Source organism: Microbacterium sp. nov. GSS16, from assembly GCF_028198145.1.
GTDB lineage: Bacteria > Actinomycetota > Actinomycetes > Actinomycetales > Microbacteriaceae > Microbacterium.
On record NZ_CP116338.1, the window covers coordinates 284,894 to 306,790 of the forward strand.

Here is a 21,897-nt window from a genome sequence, read left to right on the forward strand (position 1 = left end):
CCTGTTCCGGGTGACGGCGCGGCGCACGCGGGGCGCGCCGCGCGGTCGTACTGTGTGGTCATGAAGCTCCGCGCCGGCGCGGCGGTCGCGCTCCTCCTGGCATCCGTCACTGCTCTGGCGGGGTGCGCCTCCGCCGGACCGGAGCAGGCGGCGACGCCGTCGATGAGCGCCGCGCCATCGGCATCCGGATCCCCCTCGGCGTCGGCGACCCCGACCCCGACTCCGACTCCGACTCCGACGCTCGTGCCGCTGCCGGGTGACTGCCGTGAGATCCTCTCGGACGACGTGCTGACGCAGCTCGAGGGCGTGCCGCTGAACGATCCCGCCTTTGGCGACAGCGGGCTGGTCAGCGGCTCGCTCGTCTGCAACTGGGGCGACCCCCGCGCCGACACCACGGGCCTGAGCACCACCATCTCGCGGATGGACCGCGGCCCCGCGCTCGACCTGCTCAACACCCTGGCCGCCGACCAGGGGTTCACCTGCTACACCCCCGACGGCGGCACGCGCTGCGAGAAGAGCTGGCAGAACGAGCAGTACCCCGTCACCGACGGACGCACGCTCTTCTGGCGCGACGGCCTGCTGATCGACACCCGCTACTCGAACCTCGCGCCCGACGGGTACACCTCGAGCATCATCGCGGCCCTCTGGGGTTGACCGCCACCCGCCGGCCCGCCCACTCGCCGCCCACTCGCCGCCCGCGCCGCCGCCCGCGCCGCCGCCCGCGCCGCCGCCGCCCGCGAAACTTACCTTTCAGCACGAAACCGGTGTCCCGAGCGCAAGTCTCGTGCTGGAACGTAAGTCTCGCGATCGACCCGCCGACCCGCCGGCCCGCAGATCCGCCGACCCGCCGACCCGCCGACCCGCCGGCCCGCCGGCCGGCCCGCGGCGGGGATGGGAAAGGCCCCGACCCTCCGAAGAGGGGCCGGGGCCTTCGAATCACTCAGGACCTATCAGTTGTAGGTGCCGGGGGTGATGTCGTCCGTCGAGAACGCGTCGAAGTCGACGTAGCCGAAGTCGCCGTCGGCGTACGCACCGTCGGATGCGAAGATCCGGTTCGGGTAGCGCTCGCTCTTGGCCTCTTCCGTCGCCTCGACCGTGATGTTGCGGTACTTCGACAGACCGGTTCCGGCCGGGATGAGCTTTCCGATGATGACGTTCTCCTTGAGACCGACCAGCGGGTCGCGCTTGCCCTCCATGGCGGCCTGCGTGAGCACGCGGGTCGTCTCCTGGAAGGACGCAGCCGACAGCCACGACTCGGTCGCGAGCGACGCCTTCGTGATACCCATCAGCTCCGGGCGACCCGACGCGGGGCGCTTGCCCTCTGCCACGGCCTCGCGGTTGATCTGCTGGTAGCGCTTCAGGTCGACCATCTCACCCGGCAGCAGCGTGGTGTCAGCGTGGTCGACCACGGTGACCTTGCGCAGCATCTGACGGACGATGACCTCGATGTGCTTGTCGTGGATCGGCACACCCTGCGAGCGGTACACGCCCTGCACGCCGCCGACGAGGTACTTCTGCACCTCGCGGGCACCCATGACTCGCATGACCTCCTTGGGGTCAAGCGTGCCGACCTGCAGCGGCTGACCGACGGTGACGTGCTGGCCGTCCTCGACGAGAAGCGTCGCACGCTTCAGCACCGGGTAGACCACCTCTTCGTCGCCGTTGTCGGGCGTGAGGATGACCTTCTTGGCCTTCTCGGTCTCCTCGATCGTGATGCGGCCGTCGGCCTCGGCGATCGGGGAGGCACCCTTCGGGGTGCGGGCCTCGAAGAGCTCCTGCACACGCGGCAGACCCTGGGTGATGTCATCGGCCGAGGCCGAACCACCCGTGTGGAAGGTACGCATCGTCAGCTGGGTGCCGGGCTCACCGATCGACTGAGCGGCGATGATGCCGACGGCCTCGCCGATGTCGACGGTCTTGCCCGTCGCGAGCGAGCGGCCGTAGCACTGCGCGCAGACGCCGACGGCCGAGTCGCAGGTCAGCACCGAGCGGACCTTGATGGTCTCGATGCCGGCCTCGACCAGCTTGTCGATCAGCACGTCACCCACGTCCTCGCCGGCGGTGGCGACGACCTCGCCGCCCTCGGTGACGACATCGGATGCCAGCGTGCGGGCGAACACCGAGTTCTCGACGTTCGCGTCGCGCGTCAGCACACCCTGCGAGTTCGGAGCGGCGATCGGGAGCTCGAGGCCCTTCGACGTGCCGCAGTCCTGCTCGCGGATGATGACGTCCTGCGAGACGTCCACCAGACGACGGGTCAGGTAACCCGAGTCGGCGGTGCGCAGAGCGGTGTCGGCGAGACCCTTACGGGTACCGTGCGTCGCGATGAAGTACTCCGCCACCGACAGACCCTCGCGGTACGAGGAGATGATCGGACGCGGGATGATCTCACCCTTGGGGTTGTTCACCAGACCGCGCATACCCGCGATGTTGCGGATCTGCAGCCAGTTACCACGCGCACCGGAGGTCACCATGCGGTTGATGGTGTTGTCCTCGGGGAAGTGCTCGCGCATCGCGGCCTGCACCTCGTCGGTCGCCTCGGTCCAGATCTTGATGAGCTCCTGACGACGCTCGATGTCGGTCGTCAGGCCCTTGTCGTACTGCGACTGGACCTTCGCGGCCTGCTTCTCGTAGCCGGCGACGATCTCGGCCTTGTTCGGCGGGGTGAGGATGTCGCTGAGCGCGACGGTGACGCCCGAGCGGGTCGCCCAGTGGAAACCGGCATCCTTGATGCGGTCCAGCGTGGCGGCCGTCTCGACCTTGGGGTACTCCTCGGCCAGCTTGTTCACGATCTGCGACAGCTTGCCCTTGTCGGCCTGGCCGCGCACGAAGGGGTAGCCCTTCGGCAGCGCGCCGTTGAAGATCGCCTGGCCGAGCGAGGCGTCGACGAGACCGTGACGCTCGTAGCCCTCGGGAGCCTCGCCCTCGAGGAAGGTCAGACCCGGGATGCGGATGCGGACCTTCGCCTGCAGGTCGAGGGTGCCCTCGTCCTTCGCGAGGATCGCCTCGGAGACCGAGCCGAACGCACGACCCTCACCGGCAGCGCCCTCCTTGACCGTGGTCAGGTGGTGCAGACCGATGATCATGTCCTGCGAGGGCAGGGTGACCGGACGGCCGTCCGACGGCTTGAGGATGTTGTTCGAGGCGAGCATCAGCACGCGGGCCTCGGCCTGGGCCTCGACCGACAGCGGCAGGTGCACAGCCATCTGGTCGCCGTCGAAGTCGGCGTTGAACGCGGCGCAGACGAGCGGGTGCAGCTGGATGGCCTTACCCTCGACGAGCTGCGGCTCGAATGCCTGGATGCCGAGACGGTGCAGTGTGGGTGCGCGGTTCAGCAGCACCGGACGCTCGCGGATGATCTCTTCGAGCACGTCCCAGACCTCGGGACGGGTGCGCTCGACGGCACGCTTGGCGGCCTTGATGTTCTGCGAGTGACCGAGGTCGATCAGGCGCTTGATCACGAACGGCTTGAACAGCTCCAGAGCCATCTGCTTGGGCAGACCGCACTGGTGCAGCTTCAGCTGCGGGCCGACGACGATGACCGAACGGCCCGAGTAGTCGACGCGCTTTCCGAGCAGGTTCTGGCGGAAGCGACCCTGCTTTCCCTTCAGCATGTCGCTGAGGGACTTCAGGGCGCGGTTGCCGGTGCCGGTGACGGGACGACCGCGACGGCCGTTGTCGAACAGCGCGTCGACGGCCTCCTGCAGCATCCGCTTCTCGTTGTTGACGATGATCTCGGGCGCACCGAGGTCGATCAGACGACGAAGACGGTTGTTGCGGTTGATGACGCGGCGGTACAGGTCGTTCAGGTCGCTGGTCGCGAAGCGGCCACCGTCGAGCTGCACCATCGGACGCAGCTCCGGCGGGATCACCGGCACGACGTCTAGCACCATGGCGGCCGGGCTCATGCCGGTCTCGAGGAACGAGTTGACGACGGTCAGGCGCTTGATCGCACGGATCTTGCGCTGGCCCTTGCCCTCCGAGATCTGCAGGTGCAGGCTCTCGGACTCGGCCTGCAGGTCGAAGGTCTCGAGGCGGCGCTTGATCGCCTCGGCGCCCATGTGCGCCTCGAAGTACTGACCGAACCGGTCCTGCAGCTCGTGGAACACGTCGTCCTCGGGGCGCAGCGCGCCCACCTCGAGGGTGCGGAAGTCCTCCCACACGCGCTCGAGCTTGGCGATGGCCTCGTCGGCACCCTTGCGGGTGAGGGTCATCTCCTTCTCGGCGGCGTCCTTGACCTTCTTCTTGGCGTCGGCCTTGGCACCCTCCGCCTCGAGGGCGGCGAGCTCCTCCTCCAGCTTCGCCATCCGCTCCGCGATCTTCGCGTCGCGGCGGTCGCCGAGCGTCTTCAGCTCGAGACGGATGTTGTTCTCCTGCGTGGCGAGGTCGCGGTGACGAGCATCCTCGTCGACCGAGATCACCATGTAGGCGGCGAAGTAGATGACCTTCTCGAGGTCCTTCGGCGCCATGTCGAGCAGGTAGCCGAGGCGCGAGGGAACACCCTTGAAGTACCAGATGTGCGTCACGGGAGCGGCGAGCTCGATGTGACCCATGCGCTCACGACGGACGGAGCTCTTGGTGACCTCCACGCCGCAGCGCTCGCAGACGATGCCCTTGAAGCGGACACGCTTGTACTTGCCGCAGGCGCATTCCCAGTCGCGGGAGGGGCCGAAGATCTGCTCGCCGAAGAGGCCGTCCTTCTCGGGCTTCAGCGTGCGGTAGTTGATCGTCTCGGGCTTCTTGACCTCACCGAAGGACCATCCGCGGATGTCGTCAGCGGTGGCCAGGCCGATTCGAAGCTCATCGAAAGTGGTTGATTCGAGCACTAGTTCTCCTGTGTAGAAAAAATCTGTCGCTTGTCGAGGGCCGAGATCAGATCTCGTCGATCGACGCCGCTTCGAAACGGCTGGAGATGTTGATGCCGAGCTCCTCCGCTGCGCGGAAGGCCTCGTCGTCGGTGTCCCGCAGGTTGACGGCTGTGCCGTCGGCCGAGAGCACCTCGACGTTCAGGCAGAGCGACTGCATCTCCTTCATGAGCACCTTGAAGGACTCGGGGATGCCGGGCTCCTGGATGTTCTCGCCCTTGACGATCGCCTCGTACACCTTGACGCGGCCGAGGATGTCGTCGGACTTGATCGTGAGCAGCTCCTGCAGCGCGTAGGCGGCACCGTAGGCCTCGAGAGCCCACACCTCCATCTCACCGAAGCGCTGTCCACCGAACTGCGCCTTACCGCCGAGCGGCTGCTGGGTGATCATCGAGTAGGGGCCCGTCGAGCGAGCGTGGATCTTGTCATCCACGAGGTGGTGCAGCTTCAGGATGTACATGTAGCCGACCGAGACGGGAGCCGGGAACGGCTCACCCGAGCGGCCGTCGAACAGCTGCGTCTTGCCCGACGCGTCGATCAGGCGCACGCCGTCACGGGTCGGCAGGGTCGAGTCGAGCAGGCCCGAGATCTCGGACTCGCTGGCACCGTCGAACACCGGGGTCGCGACCTTGGTGTTCGGAGCGACGTCGCGACCGTTCTCCGGCAGCTTGGCGGCCCACTCGGGGTCACCCTCCACCTTCCATCCGGTCTTGGCGATCCAGCCGAGGTGGGTCTCGAGAACCTGGCCGAAGTTCATTCGACCCGGGATGCCGAGCGGGTTCAGCACGACGTCGACCGGCGTGCCGTCCGACATGAACGGCATGTCCTCGACGGGCAGGATCTTCGCGATGACGCCCTTGTTGCCGTGACGGCCGGCGAGCTTGTCACCCTCGGTGATCTTGCGCTTCTGGGCGATGTAGACCACGACGCGGCGGTTGACGCCCGAGCCCAGCTCGTCGTCGCCCTCCTCGGCGTCGAACTCCTTGACGGCGATGATCGTGCCCTGCTCACCGTGCGGCACCTTCAGCGAGGTGTCGCGGACCTCGCGGCTCTTCTCGTTGAAGATGGCGCGCAGCAGGCGCTCCTCGGCCGACAGCTCGGTCTCGCCCTTGGGCGTGACCTTGCCGACGAGGATGTCGCCGGGGCGAACCTCGGCGCCGATGCGGATGATGCCGCGCTCGTCGAGGTCCTTCAGCAGCTCGGGGCTGACGTTGGGGAGGTCACGAGTGATCTCCTCCTTGCCCAGCTTGGTGTCGCGGGCGTCGACCTCGTACTCCTCGATGTGGATCGACGAGAGGGTGTCGTCCTTCACCAGCTCCTGGCTGAGGATGATGGCGTCCTCGAAGTTGTGACCCTCCCACGGCATGAACGCGACGAGCAGGTTCTTGCCGAGCGCGAGCTCGCCGTTCTCAGTGGCGGGACCGTCGGCGATGACCTCGCCCACCTCGACGCGCTCACCGGCGCTGACGATCACGCGCTGGTTGTAAGAGGTGCCCTGGTTCGAGCGGTCGAACTTGCGCAGGTGGTACTCCTGCGTGCCGCCCTCGTCGAGCATGACGACGACGCGGTCTGCGGAGACCTCGCTGACGACACCGGCCTTCTGCGCGGTGATCACGTCGCCGGCGTCGATGGCGGTGTAGCCCTCCATACCGGTTCCGACCAGCGGCGAGTCCGAGCGCAGCAGCGGCACGGCCTGACGCTGCATGTTGGCGCCCATGAGCGCGCGCTGCGCGTCGTCGTGCTCGAGGAACGGCACGAGCGAGGTCGCGACCGACACCATCTGGCGCGGCGAGACGTCGATGTAGCCGATCTCCTCGGGCAGGAACAGGTCGACCTCACCCGATCCGCCGCGGGGGCGGGCCAGGACGTGGCTCTCGGTGAAGCGGCCGTTCTTGTCGAGCGGCGCGTTCGCCTGGGCGATGTTGAAGTCGACCTCCTCGGCTGCCGTGAGGTAGTCGATCTGGTCGGTGACGGCACCGTCGACGACGCGACGGTACGGGGTCTCGATGAAGCCGAACGAGTTGATGCGCGCGAAGGTCGCGAGCGCACCGATCAGACCGATGTTCGGACCTTCAGGAGTCTCGATCGGGCACATGCGGCCGTAGTGCGAGGGGTGCACGTCTCGCACCTCGACGCCGGCGCGGTCACGCGAGAGACCACCGGGGCCGAGGGCCGACAGGCGGCGCTTGTTGGTCAGACCCGCGAGCGGGTTGTTCTGGTCCATGAACTGCGACAGCTGCGAGGTGCCGAAGAACTCCTTGATCGCGGCCACGACGGGGCGCACGTTGATCAGGGTCTGCGGGGTGATCGCCTCGATGTCCTGCGTGGTCATGCGCTCGCGGACGACGCGCTCCATGCGCGACAGACCGGTGCGGACCTGGTTCTGGATCAGTTCGCCGACGGCGCGGATGCGACGGTTGCCGAAGTTGTCGATGTCGTCGGTGGCGATGCGGATCTCGGTCTTCTTGCCGCCGCGGATGCCTTCGAACGTCTCGTCGCCACGGTGCACGCGCACGAGGTACTTGATGGTCGCGACGATGTCGTCGACGGTCAGCACCGAGTCGGTGAGCGGAGCTGCGAGACCGAGCTTCTGGTTGATCTTGTAGCGACCCACCTTGGCCAGGTCGTAGCGCTTCGGGTTGAAGTAGAAGTTGTCGAGCAGCGAGCGCGCGGCCTCGGCTGCCACCTGCTCGCCCGGACGCAGCTTGCGGTAGATGTCGCGCAGCGCGTCTTCCTGGGTGAGGATGGTGTCCTTCGCCAGGGTCTCCTCGATCGAGGGGTAGCCGGCGAACTCGGCGAGGATCTGCTCGCTCGACATGCCCAGCGCCTTCAGGAAGACGGTGACGGACTGCTTGCGCTTGCGGTCGATGCGCACGCCGACCTGGTCGCGCTTGTCGATCTCGAACTCGAGCCACGCACCGCGGCTGGGGATGACGCGAGCGGTGACGATGTCCTTGTCACTGGTCTTGTCGGGGGTCTTGTCGAAGTAGACACCGGGCGAGCGGACGAGCTGCGAGACGACCACGCGCTCGGAGCCGTTGATGATGAACGTGCCCTTGTCGGTCTGCAGCGGGAAGTCGCCCATGAAGACCGTCTGGGTCTTGATCTCACCGGTGAGGTGGTTCATGAACTCGGCCTCGACGTACAGCGGAGCGGCGTAGGTCTTGCCGCGCTCCTTGCACTCGTCGATCGAGTACTTCTCGGGCTCGAGGTACGGGTTCGTGAACGAGAGCTGCATGGTCTCGCCGAGGTCCTCGATCGGGGAGATCTCCTCGAAGATCTCACCCAGGCCCGAGACCTCGGAGACGTCGCTGCGGCCGGACTTCTTGGCCTCGGCGACGCGCGCCTTCCAGTCGTCGTTGCCGACGAGCCAGCCGAACGACTCGGTCTGCAGAGCAAGCAGATCCGGAACGTCGAGCGTGTCGGAGATCTTGGCGAACGAGAGGCGGGAGACTCCGCGGCCGTTCTTGTTGGTGGTGGATGTGGATGCGTTGCGAGCAGCAGCCAAGGGAGTAACCTCCGTGAGCCCGTGCAGGGGCTGGTCGATTCCTAGACGTCGGTGGAGTACGCGCTCGAGAGCTCAACGGATGCCGACCACCATATGAGGGCATGGAGAAGCGAGCGCAACTACCAACTATACGCACGATTTCGCGACATGGCAAGCGGAATCCTTGACCAATGCCGGATGCTGGGGTATGAGCGACACTGCAGTATGCGCATCGTGCTGAAGTTCACCATCGACTGCGACGCCGACACCGCGTGGCGCGCCCTGCATTCGCCCCGTATCGTCGGCGAGCTGTACGCGCCGCTGCTGCAGATGCAGCCGCTGCTGCCGGAGGGTCTGCCCGAGCGGTGGATGCCGGGCGACGAGGTGCCCGTGCGCCTCGCCGCGTTCGGACGCATCCCGGTCGGGACCCAGCTGATCCACATCAGCGACCGCACGCTCGACGGGCCAGGAGGCCCCGTGCGCATCCTCCGCGACAGCGGCATCCCGCTCACCGGGCCGCTGGGCGGCCTCGACGTGTGGGATCACCAGATGGCGGTCTCGCCCGCACCCGGCCGGGCGGGACGGACTCTCTGGCGCGACCGGCTCACCTTCGACGGGCCCGGCGCCCTGCTGCTCTGGCCCGTGCTCTCGGCCTCGTGGCAGGCGCGCGCCCTGCGGGTGCGCGCGCTGGCACGGCGCTGGGCGCGCGACCCGGGACTGCGGGACTGACGCCTCGCGTCAGGACGCGATGCCGAGTTCGTTGCCGGGAATGGATGCCAGCAGCCGGCGCGTGTACGGATCGCGCGGGTTCGTGAAGATCTCCTCCGAGCTCGCCGCCTCGACAAGCGCGCCGTCTTTCATGACGCACACGTAGTCACTGATCAGGCGCACCACCGCGAGGTCGTGCGAGATGAACAGATAGCTGAGCCCGTACTCCTTCTGCAGATCGCCGAGCAGCGTGAGGATCTGCGCCTGCACGAGCACGTCGAGCGCGGAGACCGGCTCATCGCAGACGATGAGGTCGGGCGAGAGCGCGAGGGCGCGTGCGATGGCGACGCGCTGACGCTGACCGCCCGACAGCTCCGACGGATAACGCTGCAGCATCGACTGCGGCAGCGCGACGTCGTCGAGCAGCTTTCGCACGCGCGCGCGACGCTCGGCGCGGTTGCCGCGCTTGTAGAACTCCAGCGGCTCGGCGATCAGACGCTCGATCGTGAACATCGGGTTCAGGCTCGAGTACGGATCCTGGAAGACCGGCTGCACGCGCTGACGGAACTCGCGCGACTGCGCGCGGTCGAGCTTCGCGATGTCGTTGCCCTCGAAGCGGATCGTGCCGGCGGTCGGCTCGATGAGCTTGAGCAGCATGCGGGCCGTGGTCGTCTTGCCCGAACCCGACTCCCCCACGATCGCGACGGTCTTGCCGCGCGGGATCGCGAGCGAGACGTCGTCGACCGCGACGAAGTCCTCAGCCTGACCGCGGATCGGGTAGACCTTGCGCAGCCCCTCGATCTCGACGATGGTGTCGCTGACGGGCTCCGCACCGGCATCCGTCTCGCGGCTCGCCTCGAACACCTCCGGCTGCAGCCGGGCCGCGGCGATCGAGGGCGCCGCCTTGACGAGGCTCTGCGTGTAGGGATGCTGCGGGTCTTCGAGGATCTGCCGCGCCGGGCCCTGCTCGACGACGCGCCCGCGATGCATGACGACCACGCGCTGTGCCCGTTCGGCGGCGAGTCCGAGGTCATGGGTGATCAGCAGCACCGCGGTGCCCAGCTCGCGTGTCATCTCGTCGAGCTGGTCGAGGATCGTCTGCTGCACCGTCACGTCGAGGGCGCTGGTGGGCTCGTCGGCGATGAGCAGGCGTGGGCGGCAGGCCAGGCCGATGGCGATGAGGGCACGCTGACGCAGACCGCCCGACAGCTCGTGCGGATACTGCTTTGCGCGACGCTCGGGGTCGGGCAGGCCGGCTGCCGAGAGCGCCTCGACGACCTTCTGCTGCACGTTGCCGCGGTTGGCGAGGCCGTGCGCGAGCAGCGTCTCGGCGACCTGGGTGCCGATCTTGGCGACCGGGTTGAGGTTCGACATCGGGTCCTGCGGCACCATGCCGATGTCGCGGCCGCGGATCTTGCGCATCTCGTTCTCGGAGATGCCGACCAGCTCGCGCCCGTCGAGGGTCACGCTGCCTCCGGCCACCCGCCCGCCCGAGGCGAGAAGACCGATCACGGCCATGGCGGTGGTCGACTTGCCCGAGCCGGACTCGCCGACGATCGCGACGGTCTCGCCGGCGGCGATCTCGAGGTCGACGCCCTCGACCGCGTGCACGACGCCGTCCATCGTGCCGAAGTCGACGGCGAGGTTCGACACCTGCAGCAGCGGCTGGCGCACGGCATCCGGATTCGTGTTCATGCTCTCGTTCCTCATCGCGCACGCGTCCTCGGGTCCATGGCCTCGCGCAGCGCCTCGCCGAACAGCGTGAAGCCCAGCGCGGTCACGGCGATGCAGATGCCGGGCAGGAAGGCCAGCTGCGGGGCGATCGCGAGCTCGTTCTGCGCGTAGGTCAGCATCCGCCCCCATTCGGCCGTCTCGGGCCGGCCGCCGCCGAGGCCGAGAAACGACAGCGCCGCCGCGTCGATCACGGCGGTGGCGAGCGTCAAGGTGCCCTGCACGATGACCGGGCCGATGGCGTTCGGCAGCACGTGCGACATGGTGATGCGACCGCGGCCGAGACCGAGGGTCTGCGCCGAGAGCACGTACTCCGCCGAGCGCTGCTGCAGCATCGACGCGCGCAGCAGGCGGGCGAAGATCGGCACCTGAGACGCTCCGATGGCGATCATCACGGCAGAGGGCGTCTGCCCGAGGATCGCGGCGATCGACACGGCCAGCAGCAGGTTGGGCACCGAGAGGATGATGTCAACGATGCGCATGATCAGCGTGTCGACCCAGCCGCCGAAGGTGCCGGCGAGCAGCCCCAGCAGCATGCCTCCGACGAGTCCGAGGGCGGTCGAGACCACGCCGACGAGCAGCGAGGCCTGCGCTCCCCAGATCAGCTTCGACAGCACGTCGCCGCCGAAGCGGTCGAGGCCGAGTGGGAACCCGTCGATCTCGCCGATGCCGGGGATGCTGGTGGGGGTGATGTACTCGGTGCCGGGGAGCGCACGCTCGGGATAGGGGGCGAGCAGCGGCGCCAGCGCCGCGACCAGCAGGAACAGCAGCACGATCACGGCGCCGAACCAGGCGGCCGGGTTGCGTCGCAGGCGGCGGAGCACATCCCGCCAGAAGCCGCCGCCGGACTTCAGATCGGCCTGTGCGACGGCGACGGTGTCGAGCACCCCGCCGCCCTGTGCGGGTGGGAGCACTGCGCTCATCACTGAACCCTCACTCTCGGATCGATCAGGCTGTACGACACGTCGACGGCCAGGTTGATCAACGCGTACGCGATCGCGATGAAGATGATGAAGCCCTGCAGCACGGGGAAGTCGCGCGCGAAGATCGACTGCGCGAGGAACGACCCGACGCCGGGATACGCGAACACCGTCTCGGTGAGCACCGCGCCCGAGATGAGCAGGCCGGTCTGCAGACCGATCGTGGTGATCACCGGCAGCATGGCGTTGCGCAGGATGAACCGGTTGCGCAGCGTCGACGAGGCGACGCCCTTGGCCTTGCCGGTGCGGACGTAGTCGGCGTTCTGCACCTCGAGCACACTCGCCCTCGTGATGCGCACGATGATCGCCAGCGGGATCGTGCCGAGGGCGAGAGCCGGAAGCAGCAGATGCAGGACGGCGTCCCACGCGGCGTCGAACTCGCCGGTGATGATGCCGTCCCACACGTAGAACCCGGTGACGTGCGTCGCATTGATGCGCGGGCTCTGACGTCCGTCTGACGGCAGCCAGCCCAGCTGCACGGCGAAGATGTACTTCAGGATGAACGCCAGGAAGAACACCGGGATGGTGATGCCGATCAGGCTGAAGATCACCGCGCCGTGGTCGGTCCACCTGCCGTGCCGGCGCGCCGCCCAGTAGCCGAGCGGGATGCCGACGCCGACCGCGAAGATCAGCGCCGCGACGCTGAGCTCGATCGTGGCCGGGAAGCGGCGGAAGAACTCCTCCACGACCGGCCGCGAGGTGACGATCGATGAGCCGAAGTCGCCCTGCAGCAGCCTGCCGATCCAGGTGACGTACTGCTCGAGCAGGGGTCGATCGAAGCCGTAGAGCTGGTTGACCTGCTCGATGGCCGCCGGCGTCGCCTTCTCACCGAGCAGGGCGACGGCCGGTCCGCCCGGCAGGGCGCGGACCCAGGCGAACAGCAGGATGCTGAGGCCGAAAAGTGTGGGGATGAGCAGCAGCAGCCGCTTGCCGATAGTACGCAGCACGAAGTTCTCCGTCGGGGCACGTCGTCCGCCCCGGACCTCACTGGTCCGAGGCGGACGACGTGGCGGGCATTACTTGGTGAGGACGATCTCCGAGAAGACCTCGTCGTTCACCGGGCTGGCTGGGTAGCTCTTCACCCGCTCGGCGAAGGCGAGCGTCGGTGCCGGGTGCGCCAGCGGGACGCCGGGGATGAACTCCGCGACATCCTCGTTGATCTTCTCGTACGCCTTCGTCTGGTCGTCGATGTTCGAGATGCCACGGGCATCCGCCAGCTCCGAGAACAGCTCGGGGTTGTCGAAGCCCCACTCCGCGCTCTGCTGCCCGAAGAAGACGCCTACGAAGTTGTCGGTGTCGTTGTAGTCGCCGGTCCAGCCGAGCAGGTGGATGCCGTGGTCGGGCGTGCTCGAGATCTTCTCGAGGTAGTCCGGGCTCCACGCGTCGGTCTGCGGGTTGACCTTCACACCGGCCTCTTCGAGCTGCTTGGCCAGCACGGTGAAGATCTGCTCGGGGTTGGGCATGTACGGACGCGACACGTTGACCGGGTAGTTGAACGTCAGCGTGAGCGGGTTGTCAGCCGTGTAGCCGGCCTCTTCGAGCAGCGACTTCGCCTTGGCGGGGTCGTACTCGTAGGTCTTGACGTCCTTGTTGTAGCCGTTGACCACCGGCGGCACGAACTGCGTGGCCTTCTCGGTGCCCTCGGGCAGGACCTGCTTGATCAGCGCGTCCTTGTCGATCGCGTGCGAGAGCGCCTCGCGCACCTTGATGTCCTGCAGCTCGGGAACCGCCTGGTTGAAGCCGAGGTAGAGAACCGTGAACGGCTTGCGCGACACCATGTTGAAGCCCTTCTCCTCCAGGGCCTTGGTGTCGGCCGGGCCGACCAGGTCGTAACCGTCGATGTCGCCGGCCTCGAGTGCCTGACGGCGCGCCGTCGGGTCGTCGATCACGCGGAAGATGACCTCCTGGATCTGCCCCTGCTCGCCCCAGTAGTCGTCGTAGGCCTTGAGCGTGACGTTCTCGCCGGGCGCCCACGAATCGAACTGGAACGGGCCGGTGCCGACGGGGTGCGCCTTGGCGTACTCCGACAGCGTCGGAGCGGCGGCCGTTCCGCCGACCTCGTCGGCCTTGAACTCCTCGAGCGCCGACGGGCTCTGCATGCTGAACGCGGGCAGAGACAGCGAGGCGACGAAGCCGGCGAACGGCTTGTTCAGCTCGATGGTGACCTTGTCGTCGCCGTCGGGCGTGCACGACTTGTAGACGGCGTCTGCGGGGTTGGACGCATAGCCGCGGAAGAGCTTGTTGTAGTAGTAGCCGAGCGCCTCGGACGCGAGCAGGTCGGTCCAGTTGTACCAGCGGTCGAAGTTGAAGCAGACGGCCTCGGCGTTGAACGGCGTGCCGTCGTGGAACGTCACCCCGGTCTTCAGGTCGAAGGTGTGGGTCATGCCGTCTTCGGACGACTCCCACGACTCGGCGAGCAGCGGAGCGGGGTCGGCGGTGCCGGGCTTGGTGCCGACGAGGCCCTCGAAGATCTGGCGCGAGACGCGGAAGGTCTCGCCGTCCTGTGCGAGCGCCGGGTCGAGGCCCTGCGGGTCGGACGATGCGGCGAACACGAAGGTGCTGTCGACGTCGCCGGATGCGTCCGAGCCGTTGTCGTCGTCACGCTGGCTGGCGACGCAGCCCGTCAGCAGCATGGCTGCGACGGCGGCGCCGGCGGCGAGGGCGAACCCTCGCCTGCGGGTGCTGTGGAGCATGGTGTGCCTCTCTGTGGAATGCTTCTTCGCATGAATCGGATGCCCCATCGCATCCGCACATGATGTCTTGACGCTACTCAGCGACGTCGCCGATCGCCAACCTTTCGCGTGTTTCGATCCGATATCGGGTGCGCCCGGAGCGGGCGCTGTAGGGTCGGATGCCATGACGCGCACCCCCGTCGCTCAGCACGCCCCGCACCGCACCCCCTCCGCCTGGGGGTCCGCGCTGCGGATGCTGGGCATCGGCCTCGCCGTCGTGGCGGTCTCGGCCCTCGGTGTCGGCGGGTTCATCGCCGCCGACCTCACCCTGAGGGTGGGTCAGGATGCCGTCGACCTGGAGGATGCGCCCGAGGTCGCTCCCCCGTCGCTCGCGGCGTACCCCGGCGAGTTCGCCGTGCTCCTCGTCGGAACCGACGAATGCGGCGAGGTGTCGACGCAGAAGCTCGGCGCGCGGTGCGTCGGTGAAGACGGCATCCGCAACGATGTGAACCTGCTCGTGCACGTCTCGGCCGAGCCGCGCAAGGTGAGCGTCGTGTCGCTGCCGCGCGACCTGATGCTCGAAGTGCCCGAGTGCACACGTGAAGACGGCTCGGTGGCATCCGGATCGTCAGCCGCGGTGATCAACACCGTCTTCGAGCGCGCCGGCCTGTCGTGCGTGGTGAAGTCGGTCGCCGCGCTGAGCGGAATCGACATCGGCTTCGCCGCGAAGCTCAGCTTCGACGGCGTCATGAAGATCACCGACGCGATCGGCGGGGTGGAGATCTGCATCGGCGGCACCGGCATCCGCGACCGCGACACCGGAATCGACTGGCCGCCGGGGCTGCGCACCGTGTCCGGTTACGACGCGCTGCAGTTCATCCGGGTGCGCAAGGGCATCGGCGACGGCAGCGACCTCGCGCGCATCTCGAATCAGCAGCAGTACATGTCGCGCCTGGCGAAGACGATCCTCAGCAGCGAGACCCTCACCGACGTGCCGAAGGTGCTGCGGCTGGCGAACGTGGTCGCCGACAACGTCGACCCGAGCAGGGAGCTGGCCAACCCGGTGCGGCTCGCGCAGCTCGCACTCGCGCTGAAGGACGTGCCCTTCGAGGAGTTCAAGTTCCTGCAGCTGCCCACCGTCGAGGCGCCGTCCGACCCGAACCGCGTCGTGACCGATGAGAGCGCCGCGGGCCCGATGTGGGAGGCGATCCGCACCGGCGAGTCGATGCAGATCACCGGAGAGGCCAGCAACCACGGCGGCGTGGTCGCGGAAGACGCACCGGCGACGCCCGACGCGCCCGAAGCCACCGCCCCGGCATCCCAGGCGCCGAGCCCCGCACCCTCCGCGACCCAGGGCGTCGTGCTGTCGGAGCAGATCAGCGGAATCGACCTGAACCAGCAGACCTGCTCGGGCGGCAGGCGGCGCTGACCGATACCCTCGGGGCAGGGACGAGCACGCGACTTGCACTCCACAGGCCGCTCGACACGGGAGACAGGCATGGGACGAGCACGCGCGCGGGATGCCGCGAACCCGCGGGTGCGACTCGATCACGGCGGCATCGCAGAGGTCGCGCCGAGCGAGTTCGGCAGCGGCTTCGAGCTGATCGTCGACGGCACGCCGCAGTCGCACGTCGATCTCGATGACCCCACGCATCTGCACTTCGAGTACATCGTGCGGATGGGTGCGGTGATCGATCAGCTCGGCTCGTCGGCATCCTCCCCGCTCAGCGTCGTGCATCTCGGCGCCGGCGCCCTGACCGTTCCCCGCTACATCGAGGCGACCAGGCCGGGATCGCGCCAGCAGGTGATCGAGCTGGAGGGACCGCTGGTCGCGCTCGTGCGCGAGCACCTCCCCCTGCCGCGCTCGGCCGCGATCCGCATCCGCATCGGCGATGCGCGCGATGGTCTGCGGCGGCTGCCGCCCGCCCTCGCCGGCCGCTGCGACCTCGTCGTCTCGGACGTGTTCTCGGGTGCGCAGACGCCCGCGCATCTGACCAGTCTCGAGTTCTACCGCGAGATCGCCGACCTGCTCGCCCCCTCGGGGGTGCTGCTGGTGAACGTCGCTGACGGGCCCGGGCTGGCGTTCGCCCGCCGCCAGGTGGCGACCGCCATGAGCGTGTTCGACGAGGTCGCGCTGCTCGCCGACACCCAGGTGCTGAAGGGCCGCCGATTCGGCAACCTCGTGCTGGCCGCGTCGCGCACTCCGCTGCCGACCGAGTGGCTGCCGCGGCTGCTGGCCGCGGGGCCGCATCCGGCGAAGATCGCTCAGGATGCCGAGGTCGCGGCGTTCGCGAAAGGGGCGGCGATCGTCACGGACGCGGATGCCGTGGCATCCCCCCGCCCCGACGCGAGCATCTTCCTGCGCTGAGACGCCGACACCACCTCCGATCCCGGCATCGCAGGGCGAGCCTCGACCGGTTCTCAGACAGGCGAGGCAGACTGGGACCACGGTCGCAGAAGGGAGCCAGCAGTCGTGAATTTGATCCAGGGTTACGACCCAGAAACCCTCCGAGAACTGGTGGATCCGCGCGAGTGCCTGGCCCGGTTGACCGAGATCGAGAACCAGCGCAGCCTGCCGGTGCTGCTCGAGCGGGTGTGGCTGCTGAAGGTGCTCGACCGGCTCGACGAGGCGCTCGATCTCGCCGATGAGGCAGTGCGCCAGGCCCGTATGGCCGGCACCCGCAAGGATCTGCTGCGCGCTCGCGTGCTGCACGGCACGGTGCTGCAGAACCGCGGCGCTCACGCCGCGGCGGCCCAGGAGCTCGCCACGTGCGCGAACGAGGCTGAGGGCCAGGGATGGGCCGGGATCGCGGCCTTCGCTCATCAGCACCACGGCAAGAACGCGTACGAGATGCGCGACTTCGAGCAGGCGCGAGAGAGCTTCAAGCGCTCGCTGTTCCTGCGCCGTGCGGCGGGCGCCGACGACTCCGATCTCGAGAAGGCGCTGCGCGCCATCGAGGCCGCCGAGCGGCGCAGCGCCATGCAGGCCGACGTACTCGTCTAGAACCGCCTGCGTCCAGAGCCGCTGACGTGCTCGTCTGGAGCCGCCGACCTCTCGCCCGGCGCCGCCGACGTGCTCGTCTGGAGCCGATGTCGGCGGCTGGTCCTACTCTGATCACATGGCCGATCTGAATCGCGTCCGCGTCTGGGGTGACGTGCTGATCCGGATGCACCTCGACGAGTCGTGGTCGTTCGACTTCGACAACGCCAAGCGCCGTGCCGGGCTGTGCGACTATCAGCGTCGTCGCATCTCGGTGTCGCGTTATCTGGCCGCTCGATTCGACGACGACGAGATCCATCAGACTCTGCTGCACGAGGTCGCGCATGCCCTGGCCGGGCACGCCGCGGGCCACGGGCCGGCGTGGAAGCGCACCGCACGAGCACTCGGGTACGTCGGCGGAACCACCCATCAGGGTGAGACGGCGACCGAGCTCGCCCCGTGGATCGGGCGATGCCCCGCCGGTCATATCGCGTACCGTCATCGTCGACCCGCACGCGAGACGTCGTGCGCCAAATGCTCTCGGCGCTTCGACCGGCGCTTCCTGTTCGAATGGCACCGCCGCGAGATCACCGCCGCCGACCGGCTCGCCGCGCAGTCGCCCCGCTGAGCATCCTTCCACGTCTCGGTCGCGATACGCCGGGCGCCTGCGTCTGACCGAGCTCAGTCCGGGCTGCGCTGCTCTACCGGACCGCACGCGAAACGCAGGACTTCGCACGAAATGCAGGAGCTTCGCCAGGCATCCCTCGTGCGTTTCGAGAGACCTCCTGTGATTCGGGCGGCGGCGCCGTTCACTCCGCGGAGCGCGGGGCCCGATAACGCCGCGCAAGGAGCGCGATCAGCCGCCAGCCGAGCAGCATCGCGGCGAGCACGAGCGCGGCGACGACGATGAACGGGGTCTCGGCGCTGTCGCCGGTGGCGAGGCGCAGCAGCATCCCACCGGCCACGGTCACGACCCAGACGATCAGGCCCCAGCCGAGCGACCACGGCCGTCGCGGCCTGGCGGGCACGAGTGCCGCGAGAGCGTGGCCGACGACCAGCGCGACGAGGAACGGCCAGGCCGTGAGCAGGAAGCCGAGCGGATTCTCATCATGCGATGCGCGGCCGATCGCCGCGAAGACGAGCACGAACACGGCGTCGACGATGATCGCGGGCAGAAACCTCATGCTTCGACCTTATGCCGCCGGATCATGGCGCCGACGATGCCGCGCGGTGCGGGGCAGCGCCGGAATCCCGGGCCGCCGACAGCGCTCCCCGACGTCGGACACACCAGACCGAACCGGATGCCAACGCCGCGCCGTCCCCGCGACACACCGACCACGGCGGAATGTCCTGAGACCTCCGACAGCGAGGTCAGCGGAAACGCTCGAACACACCCTCGTTCAGCACGGGGACGGCGTCGACGGCGTCCAGCTCCGCCGCCTCCGCGGTGGTCGCCGGGCGCACCCCCGCGGCCTCCATACGAGCGGTGGATGCCACACCATCGGCCAGTTCGCGACCGGAGCCGCTGCCGACGAGCATGTGCCGCAGCCCCGGCCGCAGGGCGCGGAACGCCTCCGCCGCCGCGGCCGCCTCGGGCGACGAATGGTCGATGCCGAGGTCGCACAGCGCGGCGACGATCGCTCCGGCACCGAGCTGATCCTCGACCGCGAAGCGCAGCTCGCCGCCGGGCGCGAGTTCACCCGCGGCGACGATCGAGACCGAGGCGCGGGCGCCCTGGCGCTCCTGCACGGCCATCACCGCGCGAGCGGTCGCCGCCGCGTTGCGGATGGCGCCGATCAGCACCGTCGCGGGACGGGCATCCGGAACAGTCGGAGTCGACGCGGCAGCGGCGACCGTCGCGCCGTTCGTCGACCACCGCATGGCGTCCGCCAGCGTTCTCCCCTGGCCGGAGGCGACCGCGTCGGCGAGTGTGGAGGAGAAACGCAGCACGTCGACGACGATCACGACGTCGGCGGGAGCCAGTCGTGCGAGCCCCTGCGCGCCCCACTCGAGACGCACCTGATACGAGGACTGGTCGAACTGCGAGGGCATCCGTCAAGCCTAATCCCCACCACCCTCATCGCCGAGACCCCGTGCTGTCGCCGAGACCCCGTGCTGCGAACGCGAACAGCACGGGGTCCCGGCGATACGACGGGGTGTCGGCAGGGCGGGCAGGGCGCCGACGTCAGTCGGCGGCGAGGGCCTCGACAGGGGCGACCCGGGTGGCCAAACGGGTCGGGGTGACCGCGGCGACGACCGTGAGCACCGCGGTGGCGACGATGATGATCGCCACCGGGATCCACGGCACCGCCGGATAGACCATCCCGGCCGGCTCGAAGTCGGGCAGCACGGGCACCGAGCCGAGCAGCGACTGCGCAGCGATCCAGCCGTACGCGATGCCGAGCACGAGCCCGGTGAGGGTCGCAGCCACCGTGATGTGCACGGCCTCGAGCAGCACCATCCGGCGCACCTGAGCCGAGGTCAGCCCGATCGCGCGCAGCAGCCCCAGCTCACGGCGACGCTGCACCACCCCGATCGTGAGCAGGTTGACCAGGCCGACCGCGGCGATCACCGCCGACACAGCCACCAGCACCATCATGATGCTCGCGAAGGCGTCCATCGGGGCGAAGAAGCCGTCGACGAACTCGCCCTCGCTCTGGCGCATCAGCAGCGCCTTGACCGACTCCAGGGCCACCGCGAACATCGTCACGAGCGCCACACCCATCACCACGCCGATCGCCATACGGCTCGAGCGCTCGGGGTGCCGCAGCGCGTTCTCGGCGGCAAGCCGGGCGGTCGGCCCGGTGCCGAAGAGACGGCCGACCAGGCGCAGCACGGGCGGCATGAACAGCGGCGACGCGGTGGCGAGCCCGGTGAACGAGAACAGTCCCCCGAAGAACGCCACCACCACGCCGAGCGGGGTGATCAGGCCGAGCAGCACGCCAGCCACCAGCAGCGCCACCCCCGCGACGATGAGCACCAGAGCGCCCACGTGCTTGCCGCGGTGGCCGGCCTCGTCGTCGTGCGTGCGCTCGACGGAGCCGCCGAGCGCCTGCAGCGGAGTGACCGTGAGCACGCGCCGCGATCCGATCCAGGCGGCGAGCCACGTCGTCAGGGCGACGCCGACGACAGGGAAGAGCACACCCGCCTGCACGAGGGTGAAGCCGTCGGATGCGCCGTCGAGCAGGGCGTCGCCGAGCAGCACCCCGAGTGCGGAGAGGGCGACTCCGATGACCAGCCCGATGCCCGCCCCGATCAGGCCGACGACGAACCCCTGGCCTGTCACCTCCGAGCGCTGCGACCGCGCCGACGCGCCGATCAGACGCAGCAGGGCGATGCGCCGGGTGCGGCCGGCGATGATCGTCGAGAACGTGTTCGCGGTGACGATCGCCGCCACGTACATCGCGACCGCAACGAGCAGCACCGACAGGATCGTCACGACGATAGCCAGAACCTCGCTGTCGCCGATGAACGGGTCGGACTGCAGCACGGCGCCGATGTAGGCGGTCACCTCGACGAGGATCACGCCGAACGCGGCCGCGAGCGCCGAGACCAGGATGCTGGCGCCCATCCCCCGCTCACGCAGCCAGCCGAATCGGCTCGCCCGCGGGCGGCTCAGCTCGAGGCGCGACATCATCGGGGCCGACGCACCGGGCACGGCCGACGTCACCGGCGCGCTCACGCCGCCACCTCCGCGGCGAGCATGTGCGCCGCGATCTGCTCGGCGCTCTGCTTCGGATGGTCGGCGGTGATTCGCCCGTCGCCGAGGAACAGCACGCGGTCGGCGTGACTCGCGGCGATCGCATCGTGCGTGACCATGGCGATCGACTGGCCGTGCTCACGGCTCGCGCTCGCGAGCAGCTCGAGCACCTCGCGGCCGCTGCGCGAGTCGAGGTTGCCGGTCGGCTCGTCGGCGAACACGAGGTCGGGTGCGGTAGCGAGCGCGCGGGCGATCGCGACGCGCTGCTGCTGTCCGCCCGACAGCTCGTGCGGCCGGTGGGTGAGCCGGGATGCCAGGCCGAGGCGCTCGACGAGAGCGTCGATGCGCGCCCGCTCGATGGCCGTCGGCCGGCGCCCGTCGAGCTCGAACGGCAGCAGGATGTTGCCGAGCGCGTCGAGGGTGGGCACCAGATTGAACGCCTGGAAGATGAAGCCGACGCGGCGGCGGCGCAGCACGGTCATCTCGAGGTCGCCGAGACCGGTGATCTCGGTGTCTCCGATCCACGCGCGCCCCTCGGTGGGGGCGTCGAGGCCGGCCATGATGTGCATGAGCGTGGACTTGCCCGATCCGGACGGGCCCATGATCGCAGTGAACTGACCGCGACGGATGCCGACGCTGACGTCATCGAGGGCGCGGACGCCGGCGGCTCCGGCCCCGTAGGTCTTGGTGAGGTGCTGGACGCGTGCGGCGAGGCCGAGGTCCGAGGTCGTGATCTCCATGCTTCGACGCTATTTTCCGGGCCCGGCCTGCCGC

The 21,897-nt window shown here is 68.7% G+C and carries 16 protein-coding genes; 6 read left to right on the top strand and 10 right to left on the bottom strand.

What is annotated here, in order from left to right; translation table 11 throughout:
- Positions 1-60 precede the first annotated feature (60 nt).
- Positions 61-654 (top strand): hypothetical protein, encoded by a 594-nt coding sequence (locus PGB26_RS01325; RefSeq protein WP_271638507.1) that lies wholly within the window; start codon positions 61-63, stop codon positions 652-654.
- Between the two features lie 296 nt (positions 655-950).
- Here PGB26_RS01325 and rpoC read toward each other — a convergent pair whose 3' ends face one another.
- Positions 951-4,826 (bottom strand): DNA-directed RNA polymerase subunit beta', encoded by a 3,876-nt coding sequence (rpoC, locus tag PGB26_RS01330; protein WP_271638508.1) that lies wholly within the window; start codon positions 4,824-4,826, stop codon positions 951-953.
- A gap of 46 nt (positions 4,827-4,872) precedes the next feature.
- Positions 4,873-8,373 (bottom strand): DNA-directed RNA polymerase subunit beta, encoded by a 3,501-nt coding sequence (gene rpoB, locus PGB26_RS01335; RefSeq protein ID WP_271638509.1) that lies wholly within the window; start codon positions 8,371-8,373, stop codon positions 4,873-4,875.
- 204 nt (positions 8,374-8,577) lie between these two features.
- Here rpoB and PGB26_RS01340 point away from each other — a divergent pair, with 204 nt between their 5' ends.
- The gene (locus PGB26_RS01340) at positions 8,578-9,081 is read left to right on the top strand and encodes a hypothetical protein (protein WP_271638510.1); all 504 of its coding nucleotides are present in this window, start codon (positions 8,578-8,580) and stop codon (positions 9,079-9,081) included.
- A gap of 9 nt (positions 9,082-9,090) precedes the next feature.
- On the opposite strand, the gene PGB26_RS01345 is transcribed toward PGB26_RS01340, so the two are convergent.
- The 4 genes from PGB26_RS01345 to PGB26_RS01360 form a co-directional block, all read right to left on the bottom strand.
- A complete protein-coding gene (locus PGB26_RS01345) occupies positions 9,091-10,755 on the bottom strand; it encodes an ABC transporter ATP-binding protein (protein WP_271638511.1) in 1,665 nt (554 codons plus the stop codon).
- 11 nt (positions 10,756-10,766) lie between these two features.
- A complete protein-coding gene (locus tag PGB26_RS01350; protein ID WP_271638512.1) occupies positions 10,767-11,714 on the bottom strand; it encodes an ABC transporter permease in 948 nt (315 codons plus the stop codon).
- Complete coding sequence (locus PGB26_RS01355) at positions 11,714-12,718, bottom strand: ABC transporter permease (protein WP_271638513.1); 1,005 nt, start codon at positions 12,716-12,718, stop codon at positions 11,714-11,716. Before PGB26_RS01355 ends, PGB26_RS01350 begins: the two co-directional genes overlap by 1 nt.
- Positions 12,719-12,787: 69 nt before the next feature.
- Positions 12,788-14,464, bottom strand: coding sequence for an ABC transporter substrate-binding protein (locus PGB26_RS01360; protein ID WP_271638514.1), 1,677 nt, complete (start codon positions 14,462-14,464; stop codon positions 12,788-12,790).
- Positions 14,465-14,627: 163 nt separating this feature from the next.
- On the opposite strand from PGB26_RS01360, the gene PGB26_RS01365 reads away from it, so the two are divergent.
- From PGB26_RS01365 to PGB26_RS01380, 4 genes are all read left to right on the top strand, one after another.
- Positions 14,628-15,872, top strand: a complete 1,245-nt coding sequence (locus tag PGB26_RS01365) for an LCP family protein (protein WP_271638515.1) — start codon at positions 14,628-14,630, stop codon at positions 15,870-15,872.
- A 69-nt stretch (positions 15,873-15,941) separates the two neighbouring features.
- Positions 15,942-16,811 carry a spermidine synthase gene (locus PGB26_RS01370; protein ID WP_271638516.1) on the top strand — a complete coding sequence of 290 codons (870 nt, stop codon included), beginning with the start codon at positions 15,942-15,944 and terminating at the stop codon, positions 16,809-16,811.
- 105 nt (positions 16,812-16,916) lie between these two features.
- Complete coding sequence (locus tag PGB26_RS01375) at positions 16,917-17,447, top strand: hypothetical protein (protein WP_271638517.1); 531 nt, start codon at positions 16,917-16,919, stop codon at positions 17,445-17,447.
- A gap of 115 nt (positions 17,448-17,562) precedes the next feature.
- Complete coding sequence (locus PGB26_RS01380; protein WP_271638518.1) at positions 17,563-18,051, top strand: SprT-like domain-containing protein; 489 nt, start codon at positions 17,563-17,565, stop codon at positions 18,049-18,051.
- A gap of 181 nt (positions 18,052-18,232) precedes the next feature.
- Here the strand turns inward: PGB26_RS01380 and PGB26_RS01385 are convergent, their stop codons facing one another.
- From PGB26_RS01385 to PGB26_RS01400, 4 genes are all read right to left on the bottom strand, one after another.
- A complete protein-coding gene (locus tag PGB26_RS01385) occupies positions 18,233-18,607 on the bottom strand; it encodes a DUF3054 domain-containing protein (RefSeq protein WP_271638519.1) in 375 nt (124 codons plus the stop codon).
- 187 nt (positions 18,608-18,794) lie between these two features.
- The gene (locus PGB26_RS01390; protein ID WP_271638520.1) at positions 18,795-19,475 is read right to left on the bottom strand and encodes a 2-phosphosulfolactate phosphatase; all 681 of its coding nucleotides are present in this window, start codon (positions 19,473-19,475) and stop codon (positions 18,795-18,797) included.
- Between the two features lie 133 nt (positions 19,476-19,608).
- A complete protein-coding gene (locus tag PGB26_RS01395; RefSeq protein ID WP_442923023.1) occupies positions 19,609-21,060 on the bottom strand; it encodes an FtsX-like permease family protein in 1,452 nt (483 codons plus the stop codon).
- A gap of 41 nt (positions 21,061-21,101) precedes the next feature.
- Positions 21,102-21,863, bottom strand: coding sequence for an ABC transporter ATP-binding protein (locus tag PGB26_RS01400; protein ID WP_271638521.1), 762 nt, complete (start codon positions 21,861-21,863; stop codon positions 21,102-21,104).
- Positions 21,864-21,897 lie beyond the last annotated feature (34 nt).

Coding starts and splice junctions, on each gene's coding strand:
- PGB26_RS01325 (WP_271638507.1), top strand. CDS start 61: ATGAAGCTCCGCGCCGGCGCGGCGGTCGCGCTCCTCCTGGCATCCGTC.
- PGB26_RS01340 (WP_271638510.1), top strand. CDS start 8,578: ATGCGCATCGTGCTGAAGTTCACCATCGACTGCGACGCCGACACCGCG.
- PGB26_RS01345 (WP_271638511.1), bottom strand. CDS start 10,755: ATGAACACGAATCCGGATGCCGTGCGCCAGCCGCTGCTGCAGGTGTCG.
- PGB26_RS01350 (WP_271638512.1), bottom strand. CDS start 11,714: ATGAGCGCAGTGCTCCCACCCGCACAGGGCGGCGGGGTGCTCGACACC.
- PGB26_RS01360 (WP_271638514.1), bottom strand. CDS start 14,464: ATGCTCCACAGCACCCGCAGGCGAGGGTTCGCCCTCGCCGCCGGCGCC.
- PGB26_RS01365 (WP_271638515.1), top strand. CDS start 14,628: ATGACGCGCACCCCCGTCGCTCAGCACGCCCCGCACCGCACCCCCTCC.
- PGB26_RS01370 (WP_271638516.1), top strand. CDS start 15,942: ATGGGACGAGCACGCGCGCGGGATGCCGCGAACCCGCGGGTGCGACTC.
- PGB26_RS01380 (WP_271638518.1), top strand. CDS start 17,563: ATGGCCGATCTGAATCGCGTCCGCGTCTGGGGTGACGTGCTGATCCGG.
- PGB26_RS01385 (WP_271638519.1), bottom strand. CDS start 18,607: ATGAGGTTTCTGCCCGCGATCATCGTCGACGCCGTGTTCGTGCTCGTC.
- PGB26_RS01390 (WP_271638520.1), bottom strand. CDS start 19,475: ATGCCCTCGCAGTTCGACCAGTCCTCGTATCAGGTGCGTCTCGAGTGG.
- PGB26_RS01395 (WP_442923023.1), bottom strand. CDS start 21,060: ATGATGTCGCGCCTCGAGCTGAGCCGCCCGCGGGCGAGCCGATTCGGC.
- PGB26_RS01400 (WP_271638521.1), bottom strand. CDS start 21,863: ATGGAGATCACGACCTCGGACCTCGGCCTCGCCGCACGCGTCCAGCAC.